This window comes from Campylobacter sp. CFSAN093260 (assembly GCF_012890095.1).
GTDB classification, from domain to species: domain Bacteria; phylum Campylobacterota; class Campylobacteria; order Campylobacterales; family Campylobacteraceae; genus Campylobacter_D; species Campylobacter_D jejuni.
This window is the reverse complement of record NZ_CP040618.1, coordinates 298,105-313,818: the sequence shown is the minus strand read 5'-3', so window position 1 is coordinate 313,818 and position 15,714 is coordinate 298,105. Positions and strand designations below refer to the sequence as shown.

Sequence of the window (15,714 nt, the reverse complement as noted above, 5' to 3'; positions counted from 1 at the left end):
TTTTATGTTTGATTTTTTATATAATGATATTAGCTATTTGGGGCTTTTCATGGTGTGTTTTCTTTCAAGCACACTATTACCTTTAGCAAGTGAAGCCTTTGTTTTAGGCTTTATAAAACTTGATTTTAATCCGAATTTGGTACTTATCGTAGCCACTTTGGGTAATACCTTAGGAAGTTTAAGTACTTATGCTTTAGCGTATTTTGGAAAAGAAAAAATTTTAGAAAAATACTTTAGCAAATCCTTAAAAAAATTAGAAAATTTCAATGCTAATTTTGCTAAATTTGGAAGTATATTTGCTTTTTTTACTTTTTTACCTTTAGTAGGAGATCTTTTTGCCTTGGGACTTGGTTTTGCGAAATATTCTTTTTTAAAAACTATATTTTTTATCTTACTTGGAAAATTAAGTCGTTATGCTTTCATAATTTTCATAGCAAACTCCTTTTAAAAACCTCTCTTTTATAAGTTTTAAAAGCTTTGCATTGTCTACATTTTTTAGAATTTTAACACAATTTTTAGTGCTTAAATCCACCCCCATACTCATTTTTGGTTCTTTAAAACAACGCCAACTCATACCTCTTGCCAAAGAACTATCGCAAATAACATCAGCATAACACTCATCAAAATCTGCAATACTAGAATCTAATGCGTAAGCTATCGTTAAAGCATCATGCATCCAAGTTCCCTTTGTACCACGTGTTTTAGAGGCATAATCAATCCAAACACCTAAAGTTTCAACGATAAAATCACATAAAATATTCTTACCTTGCAACTCTTTTAAATCCTCGTGTGTTAATAAAGTCTGCATGGTTGCATTATAAGGTATGAGTGTAATTTTAGCTCTTGAATTTAGCACTATACTAGCCGCCTCAGGATCAAAACCAAAATTTGTATCTTTAGTGTAATAAGGCATATCAAAACTGCCGCCCATAATAAAAAGCTCTTTAAGATTTATATCAAAATCTTTAAAAATTTTCATAGTCATAGCGATATTTGTCAAAGGTCCTATCGCACAAATAGAAATTTCTTTAGGATTTTTACTCACCAACTCACCCATTTTAAAAATCGCATCAGGATTTATATTTTCTAAAATTTCAGGACTTTTTATATTTTCCCAAAGATATTCAAGTTTAAAATTTTTAACACTTTCATCAAGTCTTTGACGCCAAGCTTTACTTGGTTCTTTTAGGGCTTCATTCGCTCCCAAATAAACCGGGATATTTAAATTTAAACGTTTAAATAAATCCTTAGCCACACTATAGGCAACAAGGCTTGGAACATTACCGCAAACTGTGCTTAGCATTTCAAGTTTGATTTCTTTAGATGACAAAATCAAAGCAAGTGCTAAACCATCATCAGTATTTGCTCCTGCAATAGCATTGCCTATGTCCGTGTCTAAGATAAGTCTCATATCGCATCTTCTATTTTATTTAAATCTCTACCTCTAGTTTCTGGCGCAAAAAATGTAGTCACAAAACCTATACCTGCAGTTAATACAAAATATGTCGCGATAGGCCACCAAGTGCCATAATATGCAAGCAAAGCAGAAGCCACCATAGGCGCTGTTCCTCCTGAAAGAATAGAACCTAGCTCCTTAGCAAAAGCCATTTTTGTATAACGGTTTTTTACCCCAAAAAGCTCCACACCCCAAGCCGCTTGCACACCAAAAATCCCTAAAGATGCTAAAGACATACCTACAATAATAGTTAAAATCACAATAATTTCATTTTTACTATCTAAAAGCATAAAAGCAGGAAAAGCATAAATCATTAAAAGCAAACAAAACATTCTATAAGTAATACATCTTCCAAATTTATCACTTAAATAACCTGCCAAAGGAATAACTAAAAACCCTACCAATGAAGCTATCATCACTGCTGTAGTAGCTACTGATTTGTCTAAAAGTAAAATTTTAGTCACATAACCTACAATAAAACCTTGCGCAAGATAAGAAGGTCCATTTTCGCCTATTCTTAAGCCCACCATAGTCCAAAAAGCACGACTTCTTTGCCAAAAACTTCTTTCATCTTTTTTCATATGCTTTTCGTTATTAAGACGCAATTTCATCATTTCATTTTTTTGCTTTTCAAAAACAGGGGTTTCTTTGACATGAAAACGAATATATACAGCAAAAAGAGCGATTAAAATACTTCCCATAAAAGGAACTCTCCAGCCCCATTCTTTAAAACTTGCTTCATCCATTTGTACCATCAAAAGCCATACAAAAGACGCAAGCAAAGTTCCACTATTTGATCCTAAAGCAATCACAGAAGAAACAAGCCCTCTTCTCTTGCTAGGAGCATATTCTCCTAGCATAACTGTTCCACCTGAAAGTTCAGCTCCTGCGCCAAAACCCTGCATAAAACGTAATGCAACCAAACAAATAGGCGCCCAAACACCAATCACTGCATAACTTGGGATAAAACCTATCAGAGTAGTTGAAATTCCCATTAAAGCTATTGTAGCCATCATAACATTTTTTCTTCCGTGTTTATCACCTAAATGACCAAAAAACAAAGCCCCAATAGGTCTTGCAATAAAACCTATGCCATAAGTTACAAAACTAAGCAAAAGTGCAATTACTGGAGTTTGCTCAGGAAAAAATACTTCTGAAAAAATTGTTGCAGCTGCTAAACCATAAAGTGCAAAATCTGCATATTCCATAGCAGTTCCCAACCAGCAAGAAAAAACTGCCTTTTTAAAAACTTTTCTACCTTCAGGTGTGTTAAAATTCTTATCTGCAATTCCATCAATTTGCTGATTTGTCATTACATTTTCCTTACATTATTCATATAAAATTTTTACTCTACTCGATATTATGACTAAAAATTGAAGTATTTTCGCTTAAATATCTTTAAATTTCGAGACATTTTAAGCAAAATTTTGAAATAATATAACCAAAATATATTTTATCAAAAGAAGAAATTATTATGAAAACTTTAACTATTATTGATACTTTTGGATTTTTTTTCAGACTTTACTACGCATTAAAAGGTTTTAAAAATTCACAAGGACAAGCTAGTGGAATGATTAGCGGTTTTGCAAATTTTATTTATAGCTTAAAAAATGAATATAAAAGTGATTATATTGTTTTTGCATTAGATTCCAAAGGAAAAACTTTTCGTAGCGAAATTGATCCAAACTATAAACAAAATCGCACTCCACCGCCACCTGAACTTCTAGAACAAATTCCAATTTGCATAAAGATGATAGAAAAAATGGGTTTCATAAGCGTTTCTCAAGAAGGTTATGAAGCTGATGATATCATTGCTTCTTTTGTAAAAACTTGTGAAAATAGAGATATTTTTGTACGTATTATCACTCAAGATAAAGATCTTTATCAACTCATAAAAGATGGTAAAACAAGCATTTACAGTCCTATTTCTAAAAACGACTATGATGAAGCAGCGTGTTTAGAAAAATACGGAGTAAAACCTAATCAAATCAGAGATTTTTTAGCTCTTTGTGGGGATAGTTCTGATAATATTCCAGGCGTTAAAGGTATAGGTGCAAAAGGAGCTAAAACCTTGCTTGATGAGTTTGGTAGCATAGAGGGAATTTATGAAAATTTAACCCTAGTACGTAACGAAAGAAGTCGTAACTTGCTTTTAGAGGGTAAGGAAAATGCATTTTTAAGCAAAAAATTAGCTTCTTTGTATGACAATTTAGAAGTACAAAATCTCATAGAAAAAGCCACTTATCCTGATGAAGAACCTCTTTTAAAAATACTTGAAATTTTAGAACATTACGAACTTAATACTTTGCTTAAAAAACTGCGTCAAAATCCTGATAATAAAGATAAAAATTTAGGTTTTAAAGCCACTTTAGTACAAGATGAAAACAAACTTTTTGAAATTTTAAATACCCTTGATAAAGAAAGTATTATTGCTTTTGATACCGAAACCACAGGACTTGATACTAAAGAAGCAAAAATTGTTGGTTTTAGTTTTTGCATGAATGAAAATGAAGCCTTTTACGTGCCTTTAACTCATAATTATCTTGGAGTAGGTGAGCAAATCTCATTGCAAAGTGCCAAAAAAGCTATAGAAGCAATCTTTAATCATTTTGTTATAGGGCACAATCTCAAATATGATTTTAAAATCATTCAAAACAATTTTGACTTAAATTTACCTCAAAAATACGCAGATACAATGATTTTGGCATGGCTTAAAAATCCTTCTTTAAGAGTAAATATGGATGATTTAGCCTTAAGACTTTTTAATTACGAAACCTTGCATTTTGAAAGCCTTGTTAAAAAAGGAGAAAATTTTGCAAGTGTAGAACTTGAAAAAGCTTGTAAATACGCTGCAGAAGATGCTTATATCACTTTAAGATTTTATCTTTATTTTTTAAAAAATCTTGAAACTCCTTTATTAGAACTTGCTAAAAACTGCGAATTTGATTTCATTAAAATCATTATGATGATGGAAGAAAATGGCATAAAGCTTGATACAAATGCACTTGAAATCCTTATGAAAAAATTTGAAAATGAAATCAAAAATTTAAGTGAAGAAATTTATACTCTTTGCGAGGATAGATTTAATCTAAATTCACCTAAACAAATGGGTGATATACTTTTTGAAAAACTCAAACTCCCAAGCGGAAAAAAAGGAAAAACAGGATATTCTACCGATGAAAAAGTTTTAAATATACTTTTAGATAAACATCCTGTAATTGCTAAAATTTTAGATTATAGAGAACTTGCCAAACTTTATTCCACTTATTGCGAACCTTTGTTAAAACTAGCGTTAAAAGATAAAAATTCACGCATTTATTCAAGTTTTTTACAAACTGGAACCGCTACAGGACGTCTTTCATCTAAGGATCCAAATTTGCAAAACATCCCTGCACACGGACAATATGCAAAAGATTATAAATCTTGCTTTGTAGCTAAAGATGGATTTAGTTTTATCTCTCTTGATTATTCTCAAATCGAACTTAGAATACTTGCACATTTTAGCGAAGATGAAAAACTTTTAAATGCTTTTGCCAATGATGAAGATATACACGCAAGAACAGCAATAATGATTTTTGGTGAAAGCAATTATGAAACCAGAAGTGTTGCAAAAAGTATAAATTTTGGACTTATTTATGGTATGGGTTATAAAACCTTAAGTCAAAATTTAAAAATAGAAGCTAATTTAGCCAAATCTTACATAGAAAAATATTTTGAAAATTTTACTAGCATTAAGAAATATTTTGAAAAAGTTAAAAACGAAGCTAAACAAAATGGTTTTATTGTTACTTTAAGCGGTCGCAAGCGTTATTTTGATTTTGAAAACGCAAAACCTATGCAAATTGCCATGTATGAAAGAGAAAGCATTAATTCAATCTTGCAAGGCTCAGCAGCAGATGTAATCAAGCTTGCAATGCTAGAAATCAATAAAGAATTAAATGAAGATAAAAAGCTTATTTTACAAATTCATGATGAATTAATTTTTGAAGTAAAAGACGATTTGTGTGAAAATTTTGTAAAAAAAACTAGAGATATTATGGAAAATATAGTAAAATTAAAAGTAAAATTAAAAACAAGTTCAAGTATCGCCAAAAATTGGGGCGATTTAAAATAATCAAGGAGATAATTAATGGATCTTTCAACCATATTAGGAATGGTGCTTGCAGTTACTAGTATTTCAGTAGGAGATATATTAGAAGGAGGAAATCCTTTACATGTTATTCATCTTTCTTCCTTTCTTATAGTTATGCCAACGGCTGCATTTTGTGCAATGACTTCTACACATAAAAAAATTGTAAAAGCAGCTTATAAAGAACTCAAAGTTGTCTTTAAAGGTTCTGGAGTAAATCTACCTGAAAGGATAGCTCAGTTAATAGAATTTGCTATTATTGCAAGAAGAGATGGTCTTTTAGCATTAGAATCAAGAACCAATGAGATTGAAAATGAATTTTTAAAAAATGCTATGATGATGCTTGTAGATGGTAAAAGCTTTGAAGAAATTCACGAAAGCATGGAAATACAAACCGAACAACTTGAAGAGCATTATAAAGAATGCGCAGAATATTGGATAGTATTTGGAGAAACTTGCCCTACCATGGGACTTGTTGGAGCGGTTTTTGGTCTTATTCTAGCTCTTAAATTGCTAGACAATCCTCAAGCAATGGCAGCGGGTATTTCAGGTGCTTTCACAGCTACAGTTACGGGAATTTTTGGCGCTTATGCACTTTTTGCTCCTTGGGGGAAAAAATTAAAAGCTAATGGAATGGATCTTGTAAAAGAGCAAATTGTTATTACTGAAGCTATAAAAGGAATTGCAGAAGGTGCTAATCCTAGAGATTTAGAAGCTAAACTTTTTAACTTCTTAAGTCACGATGATCCAAGAATTTCACAATTTGACAAAGGTTAAAAATGGCTAAAAAACATAAATGCCCAGAATGTCCAGCAGGTGAAAAATGGGCTGTGCCTTATGCAGACTTTCTAAGTTTGCTTTTGGCACTTTTTATTGCTCTTTGGGCAATTTCTAAAACAAATCCTGCTAAAGTAGAGGCTTTAAAAACTGAATTTGTTAAAATCTTTGATTACACCTCTACTCAAACAGTCAAAGAAGAGAGTAAAACCCAAGAAAAATATAAAGGCGCAGCAAAAGAAGAAAGCGATGAACTCAAATCGTTAAAACAAATGACTATGACACAGCAAGAAACTATCAAACGTCTTCAAGCAGCTCTAGATCAAAGCGATAATCAGGTTGCTCTTAACCTTCCATCTAAAGTTGAATTTGAAAGAGGTAGTGCTCAAATCGTTTCAGCTGATATACAAGATTATTTAAAACGTATGGCTGAGCTAACAACATATTTGCCACCTCAAGCAAAAATAGAAATTAGAGGCTATACAGACAATAGCGACTCTATTATAAGAAGTTATGAACTCGCCTACCAAAGAGCGGAAAATGTATTAAAATATTTTATAGAAGGTGGAGCAAATTTGAAAAATATTAGCATTAAAAGCTACGGGCTTAATAATCCTATCAATGGAAATCCACAAGCTCTAGAAAATAATAGAGTAGAAATATATTTTAAAGTCGATACAGCAGATACAAGTACTCAAAAATCGGTTCTTGAGCTTATTAACAAAATAGGAACTAAAGCACCTTAAAAGTTTTAGTTTCCTTTTTTTACTTGACCAGCTAAACGACTCTTATTATTTGTATTATAAACAAATCCTAGCACCTCAGCTACAGCTTTAAACATTTCCCTAGGAATAAGATCATTAACATCACAAGCTTTATAAAGCTCTCTTGCTAAAGGAGGATTTTCATAAACTACAACATTATTTTCATAGGCTACTTGTTTTATGCGAAGAGCGAGAAAATCCACTCCTTTGGCAACAACCCTAGGGGCTTGTTCTTTACTTGTATCATAACGAATAGCTACGGCATAATGCGTTGGGTTTGTGATCACCACATCCGCACCTGCAACATCTTGAACCATACGACGACGCGCAGCTTCCATTTGAAGTCTACGAATTCTACCTTTAACCTGAGGATCTCCTTCCATTTGTTTATACTCATCTTTTATTTCTTGTTTGCTCATACGCAAACCTTTAAAATACTGAAAACGCACCAAAAAAACATCTAAAACAGCAATAATTAAAAAAGCAACTATAACAATAGCTGCTAAAACAATAGCTCTGTCTCTTAGCCAAGCAAGCTGTGTAACCATAGTATAAAGCTCAACTCTTGGAAGCTCTTGCATAAATTTAAGTAAAACTATAAAAGCTATAGTAAAAACAATACCCACTTTTAAAATAATTTTTATACTTTCAACAATTTTTTTCAATGAAAAAAGGTTTTTTAAACCTTTTAGAGGATTGATTTTTCCTAAATTTGGCATAATAGGTTTAGTTGTAAAAATAAAACCAAATTGCATAATATTTCCCAAAACCCCAGCAATCATAATACTTAAAACAATAGGTGCAAGAATAATTAAAACCTCAAAAATGCTTTTAATCATAATGGCTTGAATAATACGCAAATCAAATTCAACACCAATAAAACTTTGATAGTATCTATATAAATTTACAATTCTCTCGCCCATAAAACTCATCATAAATAAAGTTATAGTTACTCCAATTATCAAAGTTACAATAGCTGCCGCATCTTGAGACTTTGGAACATTACCTTCTTTACGCGCATCTTCTATCTTTTTGGACGTGGGTTCTTCTGTTTTTTCTTGATCTTCGCCTGCCATATTTTAGCCTAAATAAAAATTTTAATATGTGTGTAAAATTATAGTAGAAAATTTATGAATTTCAATTAAAGAATAAAAATGAAGAAAAAGCCTCGTAAAGAGGCTTTATACTAAGAAATTAAAGTTTAGCTTCGTTTTTGCCAAGATATTCAGCCACGCCTTTAGGGTTAGCTTTCATACCTTCATCGCCCTTATTCCATCCTGCAGGACAAACTTCACCATGCTCATTTGTAAAAAGCATAGTATCAACCATTCTTAACATTTCATCTATATTTCTACCTAGTGGTAAATCATTAACCACAGCATGGCGAACTGTTCCATCAGCATCAAGCAAGAACGAACCACGAAGGGCAACTGCTTCTGCATAAAGTACATCAAAATTTCTAGCAATCTGCTTAGTTAAGTCAGCAACAAGCGGAAATTTAACCTGACCAATACCACCTTGATTTACTGGAGTATTTTTCCAAGCAAAATGTGAAAATTCATTATCTCCTGAAATTCCAATTACTTCAATGCCACGATTTTTAAATTCTTGATATCTTTTGTCAAAAGCTATAATTTCTGAAGGACAAACAAAAGTAAAATCTTTTGGATAAAAGAATACTACCGCTCCTTTTGGACCTATGTTTTTATAAAGATTAAAATCTTGAACAATTTCATTGTTTCCCAATACTGCTGGAGCAGTAAAATCTAAAGCTTTTTTAGTAACTATCATATTTTCTCCTAAATAATAAATTTTATTGATAACGAAATTATATCGTTTAAATCTTTATTTTTTTTTAAATATCTAAAATAATATTAAAAATTTAAGAAAGTTATAATTATTATCAAATAATGTAAATTTTTGATTATCAAAATTTACATTATTTAAGAATTTTATGCTAAAATCTTTTAAATCTTAATATTAAAAAGGAGAAAAAATGGCTGTAAAAATTACAGATATATGTATTGCTTGTGGTTCTTGTATTGATGAGTGTCCAGTGAGTGCTATCGTTGATGATGCTAACAATCCAGAAGGTGAAGATAGATATTATGTTTATGCAAACAAATGCGTTGAATGCGTAGGACATAATGATCAACCAGCTTGTGCCAGTGCTTGCCCAACAGATGGATGTATAGTTTGGAGTGCTGTAGAATCAGGACAACCAAGTCGTGATAATATTGGCGCTGATATGAGAAGTGGGGACACTCCAGTTTTTGCATAATTTTAAAAAATTAAAAAGCTAGAGATTCCTAGCTTTTTCTTTTAATTTAACTTTCTTTAAACAAATTCAAGTATAATTTTAAGCTTTATTAAAATAAGGAGTTATTACAAAGATGGAAAAAACTTTATCTATAATTAAACCTGATGCTGTTAAAAAAGGTGTTATAGGAAAAATTTTAGATCGTTTTGAAAGCAATGGATTAAGAATCGCTGCAATGAAAAAAGTTCAACTTAGTAAAGAACAAGCTGAAAATTTTTATGCTGTTCATAAAGAAAGACCTTTTTTTAAAGACTTGGTTGAATTTATGATTAGCGGTCCTGTTGTTGTTTCTGTACTAGAAGGAGAAGGTGCTGTATTAAAAAATAGAGATTTAATGGGAGCGACAAATCCTAAAGAAGCTAAAGCAGGAACAATTAGAGCCGATTTTGCTGAGAGTATTGATGCTAATGCTGTTCATGGAAGTGACAGCTTGGAAAATGCAAAAATAGAAATTGAATTTTTCTTTAAACCAAATGAAATTTGCTAAATGAAAATCCCTTTTTCTAAGATTAATACAAAGGAATATCCTTTTAAACTTAATCTTGAAAATATGATTTTTGAGGGAAATTTAGTAAAAATAAATCCTAAGCTTGTTAAAATAAATGCTATTATGCAAGGTTTTATCTATAGACCTTGTGATAGTTGTGGAACTGAGTTAGAACTTGAAATTAAAGAAAATTTAGAACTTTTTGCAAGTGATGGTATTTTTAAAGATGAAGCAAACGAATTGAGCAATACTATAGAATTTTTCGATGGACATATTGATTTAATAGAAGTTGCTATTAGCGAGCTTGAAGTTTATTTGAGTGATTATTTTTATTGCATAAATTGCAATAATTAATTAAATTTTATAAAGGAGAAAAAATGGCAGTACCAAAGAGAAGAGTGAGCAAAACTCGTGCAGCTAAACGCAGAACTCACTATAAAGTTAGTCTTCCTATGCCTATAAAAGACAAAGATGGAAGCTACAAAATGCCTCACCGTGCGAATCCAACAACTAAGGAATATTAAAATCAATGATTAACATTGCCATTGATGCAATGGGTGGTGATTTTGGAGAAAAACCCATTATAGAAGGCGTTTTAAAGGCACTAGAAGCAAAACCTTTTAACGCTATCTTAGTGGGAAATTCTAAAATTCTAAAACCTTTAATACCAAAAAAATTAGAACAATATATACAATACGAAGAAGCTAGTGAAATTTTTTCGATGAATGAAAATGCCACAGATGCTTTAAAAAATAAAGAAACAACCATATACAAAGCTATTAATTTATTAAAAGAAAAAAAAGTAGATGCTGTAGTTTCAGCGGGTCATAGTGGAGCAAGTATGTCTTTGGCTACCTTAAGGCTTGGAAGACTTAAAGGTATTTCAAGACCTGCTATTACCACTTTAATGCCAAATATCGTTAACAAAACTTTACTTTTGGATGTTGGAGCTAATACAGATTGCAAAGCTGAAAATTTATTTCAATTTGCCATAATGGGTGAAGTTTATGCTAGAGAAATCATGCAAATTCAAAAACCACGCCTTGCTTTACTTTCTAATGGTGAAGAAGAATGCAAAGGTAATGAACTTACCAAAGAAAGTCATCAGCTTATGAAAAAAATTCCAAATTTTATAGGCAATGCTGAAGGTAGAGATATTTTCAATGGTGAAATAGATGTTTTAGTCTGCGATGGTTTTGATGGAAATGTTATCTTAAAGGCTTGTGAAGGTGTGGCAACAGCTATTTTTCAACTTCTAAAAAACGAAGTAAAGCAATCTTTTATTTCTAAAATAGGTGCTTTACTTATGAAGCCATCTTTTAAAAAATTAAAAAAACACACAGATTGGCAAGAATATGGCGGAGCACCCCTTCTTGGAGTTAATGGCTGCGTGATCATAAGTCATGGAAAAAGCGATTCTAGAGCTATTAAAAATGCAATTTTTCAAGCTATAAATTTTAGCCAATCTCATATCAATAAACTTATAGAAAATGAACTTGGGAAATACAATGCTTAAAGCCAGTCTTAAAAGTATAGCTTCTTATATTCCAGAAAAAATTTTAAGCAATGCTGATCTTGAAAAAATGGTAGATACCACCGATGAATGGATCACTAGACGCACAGGTATTAAAGAAAGGCGCATTGCTAGTGAAAATGAAAATACTAGCGATTTGGGCACAAAAGCTGCATTAAAAGCCATAGAAAGAGCAAATTTAAAACCTGAAGATATTGATGCGATTCTTGTAGCTACTTTAAGTCCTGATTATTTTACTATGCCTTCAACGGCTTGTAAAATTGCTTCAAATTTAGGACTTGTAAATATTAGCGCTTTTGATATTTCAGCAGCTTGTTCTGGTTTTATCTATTTGCTTGAACAAGCTAAAGCCTTAGTAGAAAGTGGTTTGAAAAAAAATGTTTTAATCATAGGAGCTGAAAAAACAAGTTCAATTATGGATTACAATGACAGAAGTATTTGCATACTCTTTGGAGACGGTGCAGGTGCTGGAGTTGTAAGTTTGGATAATGAAAATCATATCCTTGATGTACATACTGCAAGCAATGGTAATTATGGAGATCTTTTAATGACTCAAAGATCGCAAAAATCAAGCCTATGTCAAACACTTTCTATGCAAATGAAAGGCAATGAAGTTTTTAAAATAGCAGTAAACACGCTTAGTAATGATGTTGTAGAAATTTTAGCTAAAAATAACATTTTAGCACAAGAAATTGATCTTTTTATTCCTCATCAAGCTAATCTACGCATCATTAAAGCCGTCCAAGAAAAACTCAATCTAAGCGATGAAAAATGTGTGATCACTGTACAAAAATATGGCAATACTTCAGCTGCTTCTATACCTATGGCAATGAATGATGCCTATGAAGAAGGTCGACTTAAAAAAGGAAATCTGATCTTACTAGATGCTTTTGGCGGTGGTTTTACTTGGGGATCTGCGCTTTTAAAATTTGGAGGAGAGAATTTTTAATTCTCTCTTAGCTTTCCAAAAGCTTGAATTTCTACCAAATAACCCTCTGCTAAAGCACTTCCTACACAAGCTCTAACAGGTTTAGGATAATTTTTAATCCAAGCATCATAAATTTCATTCATTGCATCAAAATCTTGCATATTAGCTAACCAGATTTGAATTTGAATCAAATCTCCTTTGCTTGCGCCTATTTTTTCAAACAAAGCATCAAGTTCTGCAAGTGCTTCTTTGGTTTGTTTTTTAATATCTCCGCTAGGTTCAAAAGCCACTTGTCCTGCAGTCTTAAAATATTTATCAAAAACAATAATTTGCGACATTCTATCGCACTCATCAAAACGCTTTATCATGCATATTTTCCTTGAAATTCTTTCATAAATTCACACAAGGTTTTTATCTGATCCAAATTAAGCGCATTATAAATACTTGCACGAATTCCTCCTAAAATTCTATGTCCTTTAAGTCCTATCATTCCAGCTTCTTCGGCTTCCTTTACAAAAAGAGGCTCTAAATCTTTATTTTTAGCAATATTAAAACTCACATTCATTAAAGATCTGTCCTTTTTATCTGCATGTCCTTTATAAAATCCATTACTTAAATCAATACACTCATAAAGCATAGCAGCTTTTTGAGAATTTTTCTCATGTACTTTATCAAGTCCGCCTTGATTTAAAAGCCAATCCATTTCAAGATTAAACATATAAATGGCAAAGGTTGGAGGCGTATTAAACAAGGACTGATTCTCAGCATGAGTCAAATAATTTAACATACTAGGAATTTGTTTATTTTTAGATCTTTCTAACATATCTTTACGGATAAAAATACAACTTAAACCCGAAATTCCAGCATTTTTTTGCACTCCGCCATAAAAAAGAGCAATATTTGAAAAATCTACTTTTCTAGAAAAAAAATCACTCGATGCATCCACAATCAAAGGAGTTTTAGTTTTAGGATAATTTTGATATTGAGTGCCGTAAATAGTATTGTTAGAACAAATATAAGCATAATCAGCATTATCTCTAAATTCCACTCTAGGAATATGATTAAAATTACTTTCCTCGCTACTTGCTACGGTTTTAACATTGACACCTAAAATTTGTGCTTCTTTAATTGCTTTTTTTGTCCAAACTCCTGTATTTGCATATTCACAAACCCCATTTAAAGCCAAATTCATAGGAATCATAGCAAATTGTAAACTTGCTCCACCTTGTAAAAATAATACTTCATAATCATCATTTAACCCGTAAAGTTTTTTAGCTTTCTCTTGTGCTCCAAAATGCACTTCTTCAAATACTTTTGTGCGGTGAGAAATTTCCATTATAGAATAACCCCTACCCTGATAATCACAGAGTTCTTTTTGAGCTTGCTCTAAAATTTCTAAAGGTAAAGTCGATGGCCCTGCACTGAAATTGATTTTTCTCATAATCTATCCTTATAAAATTTTTGCTTCTTTTTGAGAAGTTTGAGAACTTAAAATAACGATATCATCACTCTTAAGATCTTCTAAATTTGCTATTTTACCATTTTTTCTGATACAAATAAACTTTTTGCTTTTATTAAAAAAATTCTCATGTTGCAAATAAGCATTTTGCAATTTATCTAATTTTAATTCATTATAACGCATTTGATTTGCCAATAGATGATTTAATTGCTTTTCTATATTATGGCTTTGTTTTATTTTTTCATCTATTATTTTTGGCAAAGAATTAAATTTGAAAAATTTGCTTAAATTTAAAAGCAAATTTTCATAATTTTGTATTTTATAATTCCAAAGTTGCATTAATTTTTCTTCCATTAAATCCAAACTTTGCTCTATATCCAACTTAGAATAAAACAAAGTATCTATAGCAGCTGAAGGCGTTGGAGCTCTAAAATCTGCAACAAAATCACTAATAACATAATCAATCTCATGTCCTATGGCTGAAATAATAGGAGTTTTTGCTTTAAAAATCTCTCTTGCTAAATTTTCATCATTAAAACAAAAAAGATCTTCTCTGCTTCCTCCACCACGTGCTATAATAAGAACATCTAAATCCATATCATCGGCTTTTTTTAAAGCTTGTATAAGAGAAAAAGGAGCATTATTTCCTTGAGTTAAAGCATCAAAAATATAAATTTTTGCCAAAAAATATTCTTTTTGGTGAATAAGTTTTAACATATCTTGCAAAGCAGCAGAAGTTTTTGAAGTGATAATGCCTACTTTTTTAGGAAATTTTGGCAAAGATTTTTTAAAGCGTGGATCAAAAAGTCCTTCTTTTTGCAAACGCTCTTTTAAAGCCAAAAACTGTGCTTCCAAATCCCCAAAACCTGCTTTTTTCATACTAGTAGCGATAAATTGATAACGACCACTTTCAGGATATAAACTTACACTTCCACAAAGCTCTAAAAAATTCCCCACAGCTGGTTTAAATCCGACTTTTAAATTAGCTCCTTTAAACATAGCACAAGCAATGCTTGATCTTTCATCTTTTAAATCAAAATACCAATGTCCTGAACCATGCAAAGTAATTTTTGAAATTTCTCCACTTAAAACTATATCATCAAAATGTGTTTCTAATAAAGCCTTTGCTTTAAGATTTAATTCTGTTGGTGTCATAGTTTTTTTGCTATAAACATTGAACTCACGCCAAAGCTAAAACTTTTATAATCAAGTATTTCAAAACCAGCATTTTTAAGTTCTAAGATGAACTCTTCCTTACTTAAAAATCCTTCAATAGAGTTTGGCAAATACTCATAAGCACTTTTATTTTTACTGATTATCCCACCTATACTTGGTAAAATATTTTTAAGATAAAAATCTCTACAAGCTGCTATAAATCCACCCTTTTCTCTTTTTGTAAATTCCAAAACTACCAAAATACCATCTTTTTGAAGTACTCTAGCAAATTCACTTAAGGCTTTTTGTCTTTCTACAACATTGCGAATGCCATAACTAATGCTTAAAATATCTAAACTTTGACTTTCTAAAGGTAAATTTTGCGCCCCTGCTTCTATAAATTCGACATTTGGAAATTTTTCTTTTGCAACATTTAGCATGCCACTACTTGGATCAATACCTTTAATATTTAGAATATTTTTTTCCATTTTTAAAGCACTCTCTTGCCAAATCTCTATCATATCCCCTGTGCCACAGGCAATATCAGCGATTTTTAAATCTTTTTTTAAATACAAACTCATCACTCTTTGACAAGCTTTTTTGCGCCACGCTACATCAGCTCCAAAGCTTAAAATTCTATTCGCCTTATCATAAGTAGGTGCAATTTGATTAAACATTTCTATAATTTTTTCTTGTTTTTGCATT

General features: G+C 31.3%; 18 protein-coding genes. 10 read left to right on the top strand and 8 right to left on the bottom strand.

Annotation, left to right across the window (positions count from 1 at the left end; translation table 11 throughout):
* Positions 1 to 4: 4 nt before the first annotated feature.
* A complete protein-coding gene (locus FBF22_RS01625) occupies positions 5 to 448 on the top strand; it encodes a YqaA family protein (RefSeq protein WP_002859441.1) in 444 nt (147 codons plus the stop codon).
* Here FBF22_RS01625 and FBF22_RS01620 read toward each other — a convergent pair.
* Both FBF22_RS01620 and FBF22_RS01615 read right to left on the bottom strand, forming a co-directional pair.
* Positions 404 to 1,411, bottom strand: a complete 1,008-nt coding sequence (locus tag FBF22_RS01620) for a nucleoside hydrolase (protein ID WP_002868914.1) — start codon at positions 1,409 to 1,411, stop codon at positions 404 to 406. The genes FBF22_RS01625 and FBF22_RS01620 overlap by 45 nt on opposite strands.
* Positions 1,408 to 2,769, bottom strand: coding sequence for an MFS transporter (locus FBF22_RS01615; protein WP_002875281.1), 1,362 nt, complete (start codon positions 2,767 to 2,769; stop codon positions 1,408 to 1,410). Before FBF22_RS01615 ends, FBF22_RS01620 begins: the two co-directional genes overlap by 4 nt.
* A 161-nt stretch (positions 2,770 to 2,930) precedes the next feature.
* Here FBF22_RS01615 and polA point away from each other — a divergent pair, with 161 nt between their 5' ends.
* From polA to motB, 3 genes are read left to right on the top strand one after another with little or no spacing between them, the layout of a single operon-like run.
* On the top strand, positions 2,931 to 5,570 hold the full coding sequence (polA, locus tag FBF22_RS01610) for a DNA polymerase I (RefSeq protein WP_002859439.1): 2,640 nt from the start codon (positions 2,931 to 2,933) through the stop codon (positions 5,568 to 5,570).
* Between the two features lie 15 nt (positions 5,571 to 5,585).
* The gene (gene motA, locus FBF22_RS01605; protein WP_002859438.1) at positions 5,586 to 6,362 is read left to right on the top strand and encodes a flagellar motor stator protein MotA; all 777 of its coding nucleotides are present in this window, start codon (positions 5,586 to 5,588) and stop codon (positions 6,360 to 6,362) included.
* A gap of 2 nt (positions 6,363 to 6,364) precedes the next feature.
* A complete protein-coding gene (motB, locus tag FBF22_RS01600; RefSeq protein WP_002854333.1) occupies positions 6,365 to 7,108 on the top strand; it encodes a flagellar motor protein MotB in 744 nt (247 codons plus the stop codon).
* Between the two features lie 5 nt (positions 7,109 to 7,113).
* On the opposite strand, the gene flhB is transcribed toward motB, so the two are convergent.
* Together flhB and FBF22_RS01590 are read right to left on the bottom strand one after the other, a co-directional pair.
* The gene (flhB, locus tag FBF22_RS01595; protein WP_002868910.1) at positions 7,114 to 8,202 is read right to left on the bottom strand and encodes a flagellar biosynthesis protein FlhB; all 1,089 of its coding nucleotides are present in this window, start codon (positions 8,200 to 8,202) and stop codon (positions 7,114 to 7,116) included.
* A gap of 118 nt (positions 8,203 to 8,320) precedes the next feature.
* Positions 8,321 to 8,917 carry a peroxiredoxin gene (locus FBF22_RS01590; RefSeq protein WP_002854219.1) on the bottom strand — a complete coding sequence of 199 codons (597 nt, stop codon included), beginning with the start codon at positions 8,915 to 8,917 and terminating at the stop codon, positions 8,321 to 8,323.
* A 205-nt stretch (positions 8,918 to 9,122) separates the two neighbouring features.
* On the opposite strand from FBF22_RS01590, the gene FBF22_RS01585 reads away from it, so the two are divergent.
* From FBF22_RS01585 to FBF22_RS01560, 6 genes are all read left to right on the top strand, one after another.
* A complete protein-coding gene (locus FBF22_RS01585; protein WP_002854354.1) occupies positions 9,123 to 9,407 on the top strand; it encodes a 4Fe-4S dicluster domain-containing protein in 285 nt (94 codons plus the stop codon).
* A 112-nt stretch (positions 9,408 to 9,519) separates the two neighbouring features.
* Positions 9,520 to 9,933 carry a nucleoside-diphosphate kinase gene (gene ndk / locus FBF22_RS01580; RefSeq protein ID WP_002859435.1) on the top strand — a complete coding sequence of 138 codons (414 nt, stop codon included), beginning with the start codon at positions 9,520 to 9,522 and terminating at the stop codon, positions 9,931 to 9,933.
* Positions 9,934 to 10,287: a hypothetical protein gene (locus tag FBF22_RS01575; RefSeq protein WP_002859434.1), complete on the top strand. Its 354-nt coding sequence runs from the start codon at positions 9,934 to 9,936 to the stop codon at positions 10,285 to 10,287.
* Positions 10,288 to 10,310: 23 nt separating this feature from the next.
* A complete protein-coding gene (rpmF, locus tag FBF22_RS01570) occupies positions 10,311 to 10,457 on the top strand; it encodes a 50S ribosomal protein L32 (RefSeq protein WP_002858674.1) in 147 nt (48 codons plus the stop codon).
* A gap of 5 nt (positions 10,458 to 10,462) precedes the next feature.
* A complete protein-coding gene (gene plsX / locus FBF22_RS01565) occupies positions 10,463 to 11,449 on the top strand; it encodes a phosphate acyltransferase PlsX (protein WP_165433279.1) in 987 nt (328 codons plus the stop codon).
* Positions 11,442 to 12,416 (top strand): beta-ketoacyl-ACP synthase III, encoded by a 975-nt coding sequence (locus tag FBF22_RS01560; RefSeq protein ID WP_002858639.1) that lies wholly within the window; start codon positions 11,442 to 11,444, stop codon positions 12,414 to 12,416. The genes plsX and FBF22_RS01560 overlap by 8 nt, the downstream gene beginning before the upstream one ends.
* Here the strand turns inward: FBF22_RS01560 and FBF22_RS01555 are convergent.
* The 4 genes from FBF22_RS01555 to ubiE are packed head-to-tail and all read right to left on the bottom strand — an operon-like array spanning position 12,413 to position 15,713.
* A complete protein-coding gene (locus tag FBF22_RS01555) occupies positions 12,413 to 12,763 on the bottom strand; it encodes a RidA family protein (protein WP_002868753.1) in 351 nt (116 codons plus the stop codon). The genes FBF22_RS01560 and FBF22_RS01555 overlap by 4 nt on opposite strands.
* Positions 12,760 to 13,836 carry a phosphoserine transaminase gene (gene serC / locus FBF22_RS01550; protein ID WP_002868752.1) on the bottom strand — a complete coding sequence of 359 codons (1,077 nt, stop codon included), beginning with the start codon at positions 13,834 to 13,836 and terminating at the stop codon, positions 12,760 to 12,762. Before serC ends, FBF22_RS01555 begins: the two co-directional genes overlap by 4 nt.
* A 9-nt stretch (positions 13,837 to 13,845) precedes the next feature.
* Positions 13,846 to 15,009 (bottom strand): exodeoxyribonuclease VII large subunit, encoded by a 1,164-nt coding sequence (gene xseA, locus FBF22_RS01545; protein WP_002859429.1) that lies wholly within the window; start codon positions 15,007 to 15,009, stop codon positions 13,846 to 13,848.
* Positions 15,006 to 15,713, bottom strand: a complete 708-nt coding sequence (gene ubiE / locus FBF22_RS01540) for a bifunctional demethylmenaquinone methyltransferase/2-methoxy-6-polyprenyl-1,4-benzoquinol methylase UbiE (RefSeq protein WP_002859428.1) — start codon at positions 15,711 to 15,713, stop codon at positions 15,006 to 15,008. Before ubiE ends, xseA begins: the two co-directional genes overlap by 4 nt.
* Position 15,714 lies beyond the last annotated feature (1 nt).